8 protein-coding genes are annotated in these 13,268 nt (G+C 69.5%); 4 read left to right on the top strand and 4 right to left on the bottom strand.

Annotated elements, in window-relative coordinates; genetic code table 11:
- Nucleotides 1-12 precede the first annotated feature (12 nt).
- On the bottom strand, nucleotides 13-873 hold the full coding sequence (locus tag ACYQ5L_RS17830; protein ID WP_459958816.1) for a hypothetical protein: 861 nt from the start codon (nucleotides 871-873) through the stop codon (nucleotides 13-15).
- Between the two features lie 218 nt (nucleotides 874-1,091).
- Between ACYQ5L_RS17830 and ACYQ5L_RS17835 the strand changes: the two genes are divergently transcribed.
- Nucleotides 1,092-2,636, top strand: coding sequence for an alanine/glycine:cation symporter family protein (locus ACYQ5L_RS17835; protein ID WP_459958817.1), 1,545 nt, complete (start codon nucleotides 1,092-1,094; stop codon nucleotides 2,634-2,636).
- 42 nt (nucleotides 2,637-2,678) lie between these two features.
- On the opposite strand, the gene ACYQ5L_RS17840 is transcribed toward ACYQ5L_RS17835, so the two are convergent.
- Nucleotides 2,679-8,870, bottom strand: coding sequence for a non-ribosomal peptide synthetase (locus ACYQ5L_RS17840; protein ID WP_459958818.1), 6,192 nt, complete (start codon nucleotides 8,868-8,870; stop codon nucleotides 2,679-2,681).
- Between the two features lie 287 nt (nucleotides 8,871-9,157).
- Here ACYQ5L_RS17840 and ACYQ5L_RS17845 point away from each other — a divergent pair, with 287 nt between their 5' ends.
- Together ACYQ5L_RS17845 and ACYQ5L_RS17850 are read left to right on the top strand one after the other, a co-directional pair.
- Nucleotides 9,158-10,114 carry an NAD(P)H-binding protein gene (locus ACYQ5L_RS17845; RefSeq protein ID WP_459958819.1) on the top strand — a complete coding sequence of 319 codons (957 nt, stop codon included), beginning with the start codon at nucleotides 9,158-9,160 and terminating at the stop codon, nucleotides 10,112-10,114.
- Nucleotides 10,111-10,626 (top strand): Lrp/AsnC family transcriptional regulator, encoded by a 516-nt coding sequence (locus tag ACYQ5L_RS17850; protein WP_459958820.1) that lies wholly within the window; start codon nucleotides 10,111-10,113, stop codon nucleotides 10,624-10,626. The genes ACYQ5L_RS17845 and ACYQ5L_RS17850 overlap by 4 nt, the downstream gene beginning before the upstream one ends.
- A gap of 23 nt (nucleotides 10,627-10,649) precedes the next feature.
- Here ACYQ5L_RS17850 and ald read toward each other — a convergent pair whose 3' ends face one another.
- Entirely contained in the window at nucleotides 10,650-11,756 is a 1,107-nt protein-coding gene (ald, locus tag ACYQ5L_RS17855; RefSeq protein WP_459958821.1) for an alanine dehydrogenase, read from the bottom strand.
- 278 nt (nucleotides 11,757-12,034) lie between these two features.
- Here ald and ACYQ5L_RS17860 point away from each other — a divergent pair, with 278 nt between their 5' ends.
- Complete coding sequence (locus tag ACYQ5L_RS17860) at nucleotides 12,035-12,565, top strand: TerD family protein (protein ID WP_459958822.1); 531 nt, start codon at nucleotides 12,035-12,037, stop codon at nucleotides 12,563-12,565.
- On the opposite strand, the gene ACYQ5L_RS17865 is transcribed toward ACYQ5L_RS17860, so the two are convergent.
- Nucleotides 12,553-13,251, bottom strand: coding sequence for a hypothetical protein (locus ACYQ5L_RS17865; RefSeq protein WP_459958823.1), 699 nt, complete (start codon nucleotides 13,249-13,251; stop codon nucleotides 12,553-12,555). The two genes, ACYQ5L_RS17860 and ACYQ5L_RS17865, sit on opposite strands and share 13 nt — an antisense overlap.
- Between the last annotated feature and the right edge of the window lie 17 nt (nucleotides 13,252-13,268).

A 13,268-nucleotide genomic window follows, 5' to 3' on the forward strand; every position in this document is an offset into this window, starting at 1 on the left:
GCGGAGGCGGCGTCACAGATCCTGGGCGGGCCAGCCGGGGAAGGGCGGTTCGGGCGCCGGGGGCGGATTCGCCGGTGCGCCATCCTGTCTCGTGCCCATGACGTCGACGCGCTGGTTGTCGCGGGTCCACGTGGTGCAGTTCGCCGCGAGGGCGGCCTCGTCCGGCGTGCGCGGTGAGGGGCCCCAGGCGGTGGTGACCTGCCAGCCCTCGAAGGCGTTGTAGTTGGGTGCTCGGTCGGTGCGGGCCGTGGTCGACGCCGAGGGTGCGGACGGCTGCGTGGTGCCGGCGGGATCGACGCGCGCCGTCAGCCAGATCGGCCAGCCGGTGGGCGAGGTGCCGCCGAAACCGGTCCGGACCCAGCGATAGGTGGCGCCGCCGTCTCCGGATACCGCGACGCCGTCGAAGTCGAGGCAGTAGGCGGCGGTGAAGCCCTCGGGTCCGGTATCGATCCGCAGAATACGGGCGTAGAAGGTGCCGGCCCAGCGCAGTACCCAGTCGCCGCGGGTGGCGCCGGGCGGGTATTCACCACCCTCGGGAACCCGGAGCCAATCGACCGGTGCGACGGCGCGGGCGTATCCGGGATAGGACAGGTCGGAGCCCACCGCCATCGACAACCGCTTGGCCTCCGCGAAGGCCCGGACGAATACGGCCTCCGGGGTCGCCTGATCAATGGGCTCGGCGGCGCTCCAGCGGAAGGTGAAGTCGCCCGCCCACTCGGTGGGAAAGGTGTAGTCCGCCGCCGGCACCGGCGTCGGATGCGCCGGGCGCGGCGGCGCGGCGGTATCGGCGCGGTGGCCGATGGCACAAGCGGTGGTGACCAGGAACAATAGCGCGACGGCGGTGCACAAACCCGTACGCTGCATCGAGCGCATGAAGTTCGTCCTTAGGTTGGCTGACTTGCCCCGGAAGCGTAGCGCCACGATTGCCGACACGCGCACACAACGCGACGGTCGATGCAGTCGCCTCGAGATTCATAGCCGTCGCGGCCCGATGCGGGCACCTTACATCGATGTGACCAATCGGTAACTGACGGTGTTGCCGGGTATGCGAGGATCTCGGGCGTTGTCGTCACCTCGAGGGAGCACGTGTTTTGACTGAATTTCTGGACACCCTGAACGGGTATATCTGGAGCAAAGGCCTGATCTACCTGTGCCTCGCGGCGGGTGTCTACTTCTCGCTGCGCTCGCGGTTCGTACAGATCCGCCAAATCCCGGAGATGATCCGGCTGATGCTGCAGGGCGAGAAGTCGTCGTCGGGTGTGTCCTCGTTCCAGGCGCTGGCCATGTCGCTGTCCGGCCGCGTCGGCACCGGCAATATCGCCGGTGTCGCCACCGCCATCGCGTTCGGCGGGCCGGGTGCGCTGTTCTGGATGTGGGCGGTGGCGTTCCTGGGCGCGTCGACCTCGTTCGTCGAATGCACCCTGGGCCAGATCTACAAGGCCCGCGATCCGCTCACGGGCGAGTACCGCGGCGGGCCCGCCTACTACTTCAGCAAGGCGATGGCGCATACCCGCGCCGCCTCGGCGTTCAAGGTCTACGGCTTCATTTTCGCGGCCGTGACCGTGCTGGCCTGCGGTCTGCTCATGCCGAGCGTGCAGTCCAACTCGATGGCCTCGGCCATGCATCAGGCCTGGGGCGTCGGCGAATGGGTGGTGGCGGTCGGCACGGTCATCGTGCTGGCGTTCGTGATCATCGGCGGCGTCAAGCGCATCGCGGCCTTCGCCGCGGTCGTGGTGCCGTTCATGGCCATCGTCTACATCGCGCTGGCGCTGGTGGTCGTGATCGTCAATATCGGCGAGCTGCCCGGGGTGCTGCGCCTGATCTTCGCCAGCGCCTTCGGCGTCGACTCCGCCTTCGGCGCGATCATCGGATCCGCGGTCATGTGGGGCGTCAAGCGCGGGGTGTACTCCAATGAGGCCGGGCAGGGCACCGGCCCGCACTCCGCCGCCGCGGCCGAGGTGTCGCATCCGGCCAAGCAGGGGCTGGTGCAGGCCTTCGCGGTCTATGTCGACACGCTGTTCATCTGCACCGCAACCGGATTCCTCATTCTGTCGACCGGCGCCTACCGGGTGTTCGAGGGTGAGTCCGCGAACGGCGCGGTGATCGCCGAGGGCGGCGCGCTGCCCTCGAACGCCGCGGTCGGCCCGGCCTACGCGCAGGTCGGCTTCGACACCATGTGGAGCGGCGCCGGATCCACCTTCATCGCGGTGTCGCTGGCGTTCTTCTGCCTGACCACGATCATCGCCTACTACTACATGGCCGAAACCAACCTGCGGTTCCTGCTCGGCAAGGCCGCGTCCATCCCGGTCCCGTTCATTCGCGGCACCATCGGCTCGAACTCCACCCTGCTGCTGCAAGCGCTCATCCTGGTCTCGGTCGCGGCGGGCGCGGTGTCGACCGCGACCGACGCCTGGACCCTGGGCGATATCGGTGTGGGACTGATGGCCTGGCTCAACATCGTCGGCATCATCATCCTGCAACAACCGGCCTACAAGGCGTTGCGGGACTACGAACGCCAGCAGCAGGCGGGCAAGGATCCGGTCTTCGATCCCGTGGCATTGAGCATTCCCGGCGCCACGTTCTGGGAGACCTACGATCCGCAGGCCGACAAGGAGAAGGCGCCGTCCCTGGCATAGCCGCCGGGACGGCCCGGGTCGAACTCGGGCCGTCCCGCCGGGCTACGCGCCCGCCGCGGGCGGAAAGAATCCCGTCTCGATGAAATAGTCGAAATAGCGGGCGAGTACCGCGGCGCCGACGCCGGGGACATGGACGACGGGGTGGTCGCGGACCGGTTCGCCGGTGGTGTTCCCGGCGTCGCCGGGGGTGGGCTGCGCGGCGTAGTTGGTGCTCAAGGCCGCTGCGCGCGAGAGCGATTCGTCTCCGGAGGCGACGCGTTCCTCGGCGGCCGCCGTCAGTGCTCCGGGGAAGTGCTCGGGCGCGACCAGATTGAGTCGATAGCCCCGTCGCCGGACCTCGTCCACGATCGCGTGCAGCGGCAGTGCGGTGTCCGGCGCCAGGTCCACCGACCCGGTGTGCTCCTGGCCGGAGGCGGAGGCGGAGCGCACGATGGCCGCCGCGACGTGATCGACCGGCAGCATGGCGATTTCGGCGTCGGTGAGGTCCGGGGCGGTGCCGATGACGAGCATCGACCGCAGCATCGTCCACCAGGCGTCATCGGTTCCGGCGGCGCCGGTGCGGGAATCGCCGGTGATCAAACCGGGGCGATAGACGGTGGCGGGTATGCCGCGGTGTGCGGCGGCGCGGACGAGTTGCTCGGCAACCCATTTCGTGAGGACGTAGCCGGGCAGTCCCGTGGGCAGGTCGGTGGTGTGCGGGGCGGAACTGGTCGATACGTAGTGGACCGGTTTGAGCCGGGCGGTGGTGGCCAGCCGCAGAATCTCGCTGGTGCCCGCGACATTCGCCGCGCGCATGCGCTCGTAGGGTTCGAGATGGTTGACCAGCGCGCCATTGTGGTAGATCGCGTCGATGCGCGCACCGAGTTCGGCGAACCGCTGCTCGGTCAGGCCGAGTCGCGGCCGCGCCAGGTCGCCTGGAACGGCGACAATGCGGGATTCCATGTCCGCCAAGGAGATCCGGTATCGCGCCGCGGCTGCCAGGATCCGGGCACGGGCGGCGGCGTCGGCGTCGGCTCGGGAACTTCCCGGGATCTCAGGATTCTCGGGGGCCCGCACGAGGCAGTAGATCGTGGCCCGGGTCCGGTCGAGGAGTTCCCGCAGGAGGAACGCACCCAGGAATCCGGTCGCGCCGGTGAGCAGGATGGCTGCGGGCGCGCCGGGCCGCACCGGAGACCGGCCGACACCGGTGATCGCCGCGTCCAGCACGGTATCGGCCAGCGGATCGGCGGCCGTGGCACCGGAACGCGGGGCGAGATCACCACCGCGCATCACCAGGGCAAGCTCGCCGACCTGCGGATGAGTGAACAAGTGCCGCAACGGCACCGGAACACCCAGGCGTTCGGCCAGCGCCGCCCGCACCTTGACCGCCGACAGCGATGTACCGCCGAGAGCGAAGAAATCATCATCCCGGCCGACCCGGTCGACGCCGAGCACCGTCGCGAAGACCTCCGCGACGATCCGCTCGTCGGCGGTGCCGGGGGCACGGTACGCACGCACGGGGATCCGGGGATCGGGCAGGGCGGCGCGGTCGAGCTTGCCGGTCGTGCCGAGCGGGAATTCGTCCAGGACCATGAGATGCGCCGGAACCATGTAGCCCGGCAGCGTTTCTCGCAGCGAGGCCAGCACCTCGGCGGTGTTCACCGTGGCGGCCTCGGCGGCGCTCACATAGCCGATCAGCTGTTCGCGGCGCACCGCGACCGCCGCGCAGCCGACCGTCGGATGCGCGCGCAGGGCGGCCTCGATCTCGCCCGGTTCGATGCGCTGCCCGCGCAGCTTCACCTGCGCATCGGTGCGGCCGAGGTATTCCAGATCGCCGGTTCGATTGCGGCGCACCAGATCACCGGTGCGATACAGCCGCGTGCCCGCAGGGCCGTGCGGATCGGCGACGAAACGTTCCGCGGTGCGACCGGTCTGGCCCAGATAGCCGCGAGCCAGCTGGGGCCCGGCCAGATACAGCTCGCCGGGTGTCCCCGGCGGGACGGGATGCAGGCGTGCGTCCAGGACGTAGGCCAGGCAGTTCCCGTGCGGACGGCCGATCGGCACCGGGCCGTCACCACGGTCGGTCACGTCGCAGCCGGTAATGGAGACCGTCGCTTCCGTCGGCCCGTACAGATTGTGCAACCGGGCGGCGCAGGCGGCGGTGAACCGGCCGATGGTCGCGGCGGGCAAAGGTTCGCCGCCCACCCACACCGCGCGCAGCGACGACAACGACCGCGGCGGAGCCGAATCCAGCAGGACCTCCAGCAGTGACGGCACGGAGGCCGTCGTCGTCACCCGGTGCTGGGCGATGAGGCGGGCCAGCCGTGCGGGATCGGTGCGTTCCTCCGCTGCGGCGATCACCAGGTGCGCGCCGACGCTGAGCGGCGCGGCATAGCCGATCAGCGACGCATCGAAGGTGGCGGGCACCGACTGGAGCAGAGTATCGGTCGCGGCCAGCCGGTATTCCGCGGTGAGAAAGGAGATCTGGTTGACGATCGCCGCGTGCGGAACGCCTACGCCCTTGGGGCGTCCGGTCGATCCGGACGTGAAGAGGACATAGGCCAGGTCCTGCTCGCGCAGCGGCCGCACGCGGTCGGCGTCGGTCAGCGGTGCGTCCGAGAACGCGGACAGCGCACCGGAATTCGCCGGATCGTCCACGTGCAGAACCGGCCTGTCCCGGATGTCGACGCCCGCACCGGCTGTCAGGACGCAGATCGGGTCCGCGGTGTCGAGGACGTCGGCGATGCGGGCCGCGGGCTGACCGGGATCGATCGGCACGAAGGCGCCGCCGGCCTGCACGATCGCATACATGCCGACGACCAGGTCCGGTGCCGGATGCATCGCGAGGCCCACGGTCGCACCCGGACCCACTCCCATGCCGATCAGCTTGCGGGCCAGCCGATTCACGCGACCGGACAGCTCACCATAGGTCAGCGATCCGCCCGCACCGCTCACCGCCGGCGAGTCGGGGGAGCGGCGGGCCTGCGCGGCGAATCCGTCGAGGAGCAACCGGTGCGGCAGGGGCAGGCGCGGCCCGGCCGCCGCGGCCGGCTGGGCGGTGCGCTCCGGCTCGTCCAGCACCGGCAGATCCCCGGTGGGCCGCTGCGGGTCCGCCACGGCCGCCCGCAGCAGGATGGTCAGCCGGCGGCCCAGGTCCTCGACGGTGGCGGGGTCGAACAGATCCCGCGCGTACCGCCAGGAACAGAACATTCCGGCGGGGCCCTCGGAATCCTCCTGCGGCACAACGGTCAATTGCAGATCGACGGGGGAGACCGCATCGCCGAGGTCGATCGGCGCGATGGTCAGCTCCGGCAGTCGCAAAGCCCGGCCGGGGAAGTTCTGGAACGACAACGCCACCTGGAACAGCGGGTGATGCGCCCGGCTGCGCGGCGGGTCGAGCTCGGCGACGAGCCGCTCGAACGGGATATCGGCATGGCCGAAGGCGTTCAGATCGTTCTCCCGCACCCGGTCGACCAGCTGCGCGAAACTCTCGGAACCATCCGTGCGGGTGCGCAATACGAGGGTATTGACGAACATGCCGACGAGATCGTCGAGTTCGCGCTCGCCGCGCCCGGCCACCGGCGTCCCCACCGCGATGTCCGCGGTGCCCGACAGCCGGGCCAGCAGTAATGCCAGGGCGGCGTGCACGACCATGAACAGTGTGGCGTCGCGATCCCGCGCGAACTGTTCGAGCGTGCGATGCAGGGCCGGATCCAGCTGGAAAGCCTGGGCCGCACCACGATTGCTCGCCACCGGCGGGCGCGGGCGGTCGGCGGGCAGATCGAGCACGGCAGGCAGGCCCGCGAGGGCCTCGCGCCAATACCGCAGCTGTTCGCTCAGCAGCGAATCCGGATCCGTTGCCGCACCGAGCGCCTCGCGCTGCCAGAGCGCGAAGTCGGCGTACTGCACCGGCAGTGGCGTCCACGCGGGTGGCATGCCCTGCGTGCGTGCACCGTATGCCAGCATCAGGTCTCGCGTCAGCGGCGCCAGCGAGGAGCCGTCCGCCGCAATGTGATGGACCACCAGCGCCAGGACGAACTCGGTGTCCGTGAGCCGGAATATCCGGGCGCGCAACGGCACATCGGTTGTCACGTCGAATCCCGTGCTCAGGTATTCGGTGAGTTCCCGGCGCAGCTCGGTATCGGTCGTCTCGGTGGGCGTCAGATCCAGCGTCACCTGTTCGGCGGGCAGGATGCACTGGTAGCCGGCGCCCTCGTGCTCCGGGTAGATCGTGCGCAGCACTTCGTGCCGTTCCAGCACATCACGCATCGCGGCAGTGAGTGCATCGATACGCACACTGCCCGAAAGACGCAGTGCCACCGGAATATTGTTTGCGGGCGACGCCGGATCCAGCCGGGCCAGGAACCACATCCGCTGCTGCGCCAGCGACAGCGGGGTGTGCTCGCCGCGTTCACGGGCGGTCAAGGGCACATACCGTGCGGGCGTGGTGGCGAGCGCGTCCAGGGCCGCCGCCAAGGCCGTCACGGTGGGATGCTCGAATACGGTGCGCGCCGGGACACGGATCCCCAGCGCGGCCCGCAATCGGCCCGCCGCCCGCGTCGCGAGCAGCGAATTGCCGCCCAGCTCGAAGAAATCGTCGTCCGCACTCACCCGGGGCGCGCCGAGCAGCTCGGCGAAGACCTCGGCCACGGTGCGCTCGGCCGGCGTCACCGGTTCCCGATACGCCCGCGCGGTGAACACCGGCTCCGGCAGGGCCGCGCCATCGAGCTTGCCGACCGGCGTGAGCGGAATGCTGTCGATCGCCATAATGGCGGCGGGCACCGCGTGCCGGGGCAACTGCCGTCGCGCACAGTCCCGCAGCGCCTCGGCATCGAACGGCGATCCCGGCGCCGGAACCACATACGACACCAGGGCGTCCGCGCCACTGGGCAGCCGCCGCACCACCGTGGTGGCGAAGGCCGCCGCGGGGGAGCTCATGAGCGCGGCGTCGATCTCGCCCGGCTCCACCCGGAATCCGCGAATCTTGATCTGCGCATCGGTGCGGCCGAGGTACTGCAACCGCGCGATGCCGTCCTCGCTGGTCATCCAGCGCACCAGATCGCCTGTGCGGTAGAGCCGTTCACCGCTGCCATCGGGATGCGCGATGAACCGGGCCGCGGTCAGCCCGGCCCGGCCGTGATAGCCGCGCGCCAATCCCGGTCCCGCCAAATACAATTCGCCCGCCACCCGATCGGGCACCGGCGCCAGGCGCGCATCGAGCACCAGCGCCGTCATCCCGGCGACCGGCCCGCCGATGGTGACCGGATCGCCCGGCAGCAGCTCCTCGCTGATCGTGGCCGCCACGGTCGTCTCGGTCGGGCCGTAGAGGTTGAAGAACGCCCGCCCGTGCGCCCAGCGCTCCATCAGCTCCGCCGGGCACGCCTCGCCGCCGACGATCACCGTGCGCAAGTCCGGGAGATTCGTATTCTCGAGCCCCGCCAGTGCCGCCGGGGTGATGAACGCGTGCGTCACGCACTCGTCCCGCAGCAGCTCGGCCAGTTCGTCGCCGCCGTAGATGTCGGGCGGGACCACGACCATGGTCGCTCCGGCCCCGACCGCGAGCAGCAGCTCCAGAATGGACGCGTCGAAGCTCGGCGAGGCGAAATGCAGGGTCCGCGATGCCGCGGTGGTCCGGAACCGCCGCGCCTGCTCGGCGCACAGTCCGGCCAGGCCGGCGTGCGTCACGGCCACGCCCTTCGGCTTGCCGGTCGATCCGGACGTGTAGATCAGATAGGCGAGGTCCGCGCCGTGCAGCCGCCGCACGCGTTCGCTGAAGTGCACCGGTTCCGCCGCGGCGCGCGCGAGCTCCTCGGCGCATGCGGGGGTATCGAGTTCGAGCCACCGCACGGCCGCATCCAGTTCGCCGCGGAACGCCGACAGCGTCAGCCCGAACGCGGCCCCGCAATCGCCGACCATGTGCGCCACGCGCTCGCGCGGGTAGCGCGGATCCACCGGAACGAATGCCGCCCCCGCCTTGGCCACCGCCCACACCGCGACCACCGAGTCGATGGATCGGGGCAGCGCCAGCACCACCGCATCGCCCGGTCCCAGCCCGCGCCCGATCAGCACCCGCGCCAGCCGTGCGGACCGCGCGTCGAGTTCGGCATAGGTCAGCGACTGACCGGCGAATCGGAGCGCGCACGCCTCGGGATCGAGGTCCACCGCCGTCTCCAGCAGCTGCGGCAGGGTGCATACCCGCGGCTTCCGAATCCGCGGCCGACGGGCACGACGGACCGCGAGAGTCTCGGCAGACACCAGCTCTAACCTTCAACCTTCGATTCGTCGCGCAATTCCGGCTCCTCGACCGTACCAGAGCAACAGTTCAGCTATTTTCCGCTTCGTAGTGGAGAAAATACTGACGCTCCGCCCTCGCGAGTGTGGCCGAAAGTCGAATGCCGCTCCCGCGGTATGCGATTCGCAGAGTGATGGCTACCGGCGCGGCGCATCCCGGCGCCATCGGCCACGAGAGCCCTTGACCTCAACGCGAATTGAGGTTCTAGCGTCGTTGCGGATCGGTCACTACGCGCGAAAAGAGGCTGTTCATGATTCTTGTCACCGGATCGACCGGAAACATCGGCGCCGCCCTGCTGCGGCAATTGCACGACCACGGCGCGGGCCCGCTGCGCGCCCTCACCCGCAATGCCGCCCGCGGCGCCTTCCCCGTGAGCGTCGAGGTGGTCGAAGCCGACTTCGAGGATGTGGCCTCGCTCGAACCGGCCTTCGCGGGCGTGCGATCGATATTCCTGCTGCCGCGGCTCGGCCCCGACGCCGAGATTCTCGCCGCCGCGTGCCGCGCGGGCGTGCGGCATGTGGTGCTGGTGTCGTCGATTACCGTCCAAACCCACCCGCGACTGGGTCCCGCCATCGAGAACGCCGAGGTCGAGCAGCTGCTTCAGCGCAGCGGCATGGACTGGACGATCCTGCGGCCCACGCAGTTCGCGGCCAACAGCCTGATGTGGGCGGACACGATTCGCGCGGGCGAGACGGTCCGCGCGCCCTACGCCGATATCGGGCTGCCCACCATCCACCCGGCCGATATCGCGGCGGTGGCGCGGGTGGCGCTCACCGAACCGGGCCACTACGGCCGGACATACGCCCTGACCGGCCCGGAACGGGTGACGGCCCGGCAGCAGGTCGCGACCATCGCCGCGGCGCTGCGCCGCGAGATTCCGTTCACCGAGATCACCCGGGAGCAGGCGCGCGCATTCATGGTCGCGGTCTTCGGCGATGCCGCCGATGCGGTGCTCGACGTGACCGGCGGCGATATCACCGACGACTCGGTGCGGGTGCGCGACACCGTGGAACGGATCACCGGAATACCGGCCAGGCCGTTCCGGCAGTGGGTCGCCGAGAACAGCGCGGCATTCGATGCGCCCGAGATCGGCGCTGCCGGATCGATCGGCGCTGCCGGATCAGTGACAGAGGAGACGGCCGGCCTGAAGATCAGCTCGCCCGATCGGCGGATCGGGCGAATTTCGTTCGATACAGTTCCTGGGTGAGGAAATCACCTTCGACGCCCGGACGGCCGGCGGAACCCCCTCGGCCACCGGCCCCGATCGATGACATCGACCGGGTGCTGGTGGCCGAACTCTCCCGCGACGGGCGCATCACCAACAATGCGCTCGCGGCCGTGGCGGGCATCGCGCCGTCCACCTGCCTGGGGCGGGTGCGCGGCCTCATCGAGCGCGGCGTGATCCGGGGGTTCCACGCCGATATCGACCCGGCCGCGCTCGGCCGCGCGCTGCAGGCCATGATCGCGGTCCGCGTCACCGCCGAAGCGCGCCACAATCTGGCCGCCTTCGGCGAGCAGATGGCGGCGCTGCCCGAGGTCGAGAACGTGTATTTCATTGCGGGAGCCGATGATTACCTCATCCACGTGGCCACGGCCGACTCCACGCAGCTGCGCGGGTTCGTGCTGGAGCATCTGAGCGCGCATCCGGCGGTGGCCTCGACGGAGACCATTCTCATCTTCGAGCACGTGCGACCCGGCGGGCGGCAGTCGCTGTCCTGACCGCGCCCGCCGGATCGGGATGATCAGGCCACCAGGCTCTGCGCGGTGTAACCGTGTGCGGCGGCGACGGATTCGGACAGCAGCACGCCGTCATGGGTGCTCAGGCCCGCGGCCAGGCCCGGATCGGCGGCCGTGGCGCGCTGCCAGCCCTGCTCGGCCAGGGCGATGGCGTAGGGGAGGGTGGCATTGGTGAGCGCCACGGTCGAGGTGTGCGGCACCGCGCCGGGCATATTGGCCACGCAGTAGAAGATCGAATCGTGCACCCGGTAGGTCGGGTTCTCGTGCGTGGTGGGGCGCGAGTCGGCGAAGCAGCCGCCCTGATCGATGGCGATGTCCACCAGCACCGAACCCGGCTTCATCTGCGCCACCAGCTCGTTCGACACCAGGGTGGGGGCCTTGGCGCCGGGCACCAGCACCGCGCCGATGACCAGATCGGCCTCGCGGACCAGGGTCTCCACCTCGTGGCGGTTGGACATGACGGTGCGCACCTGCCCGTGGTACAGATCGTCGATCTCGCGCAGGCGGGTGATGTTCAGATCCAGCACCGTGACCGCGGCGTGCATACCGTGCGCCACGGCAATGGCGTTGCGGCCGGACACGCCCGCGCCGATCACGACCACATTCGCCGGCCGCACGCCCGGCACGCCGCCCATGAGCACGCCGCGGCCGCCGCCGCTGCGCATCAGATGGTATGAACCGGCCTGCGGCGCAAGCCGTCCGGCGACCTCGCTCATCGGCGCCAGCAGCGGCAGCGAGCCGTCGCGGCCGGTGACCGTCTCGTAGGCGATGGAGGTGATGCCGGAGGCCAGCAGCGCGTCGGTGCATTCCTTGGACGCGGCCAGGTGCAGATAGGTGAACAGCGTCTGGCCCGCGCGCATGCGCGAATACTCCTCGGCCACGGGCTCTTTCACCTTGAGCACCAGATCCGCGATGCCCCACACCTCATCGGCGGTGTCCAGCACCCGCGCGCCGGCGTAGCGGTAGGCGTCGTCCTCGAAGGTGGACCCGGCGCCCGCGCCGGTTTCGATGTACACCTCGTGCCCGCGCGAGACCAGTTCGCGCACACCGGCGGGGGTGCAGGCAACCCGGTACTCGTGGTTTTTGACCTCGCGGGGGATTCCGACCTTCATTTCACACTCCTCGGAGTCATGTCGACTGAACCGGCAGGTCATGCCGGGTGATGGTGTGAAGTATGAAGATTATGCGGGTAGATCGCCATAGTGTTGAAGAATATTCTCTGAACTAGTGGTTCACTATTCGATCCAACGGATCCGTGTCCGATCCGGGCAGATCATCCGAAGCATCTTCGGCCAATCGCGCAAACCTGCCGGTCCGCCCGCGAGGCGGTTTGCGCCGGCTCGATTCATACGGCATCTTTACGGGTACAGCTCTGGCGGAAGGAAATCACGTGGTGTCCAACGCGTTCCGCGACGACCGCGGCGCGAGCCCCGAATACATCACCGTCGGCCTCGGCTGGGACCCCTCCCTGGGGCGCGCCCCCGATATCGACCTCAATATCGCCGCCTTCCTCTTCAGCGCCGACCGACTCGTCGACGTCGTCTACCACGAACAGCTCAACTCCGCCGACGGCGCCGTCCGCCACCACGGCGACAGCATCACCGGCGAAGGCCGCGGCGACAACGAGGTCATCTCGGTGGACTTCACCCGTCTGTCCTCCTCGGTCACCACGGTCCTCTTCCTCGTCACCTGTTACACCGGCCAATCCTTCGCCGAGATCGCCAACGCCTACTGCCGCGTCGTGGACCAGACCTCGAACACCGAGATCGCCCGCAGCCAGCTCAGCGGTCTCCCGAACAGCGGCCTGGTGCTCGGCGCCCTCGACCGCGTCAGCGGCTGGCGATTCCGCCCCATCAACCAGGGCATCGACGCCCAGCACCCGGTCGAAGCCGCCCCGCAATTGGTGTACTACCTGGCGTGAGCCGCGGCGGGCAGGCGGAACAGGGCGAGGCCGTAGGCGATCAGCCAGACGATCCACATCAGCCAGCTGACGAGGCCGATCAGGGTGAGGGGGCCGCCCTGGTCGAGCATGGCCGGGGTCAGGAGGGCGGAGAGGAATTGGCCTGCGGCGGCGACCAATCCGAGGGTGTAGTGCCAGGGGCGGAGCAGATCGGCGTGGCGCCCGGCCAGGGAGAAGCCGAGCAGGGCCAGCGCCAGGAATGTGCCGTTCAGCAGGAAGATCGCGTCGTGGAGGGTCCACAGGCCGGCGATGGCGGGGGTGGAGTGGTCGGGGGTTGCGGCGAGGGCGGAGCGGAGGGCCACCACCATGGCGAAGGCCCCGTTCTGGAGGAGTACTCCGGCGAAACCCACCAGGGCCCAGGCGGATACGGTGCGGCGTTCGGTGGACCAGAGTGCCGCGACGCCGCTGGCGGCGAAGACGGTTGAGAGGATCCAGCCCAGGGGGATGACCGCCATGATCGCGCCGGCGGAGTCGCCGTGGTCGGTGTAGAACGCGGCGACCTTGTCGATGGCAGCGCCGGTTGTGGGTGGACGAATGGGTAGCAGGGCCAGGTTGACGCCGAGAATGACGAGCGCGAAGCCGATGGCGGACACGCCGCCTATCCGGGCGTGGGAGAGGGCGTCCCCACTGGTGAGTTTCTGTATCATATATTCAATATAAGCAC

The organism is Nocardia sp. IFM 10818, from assembly GCF_054655275.1.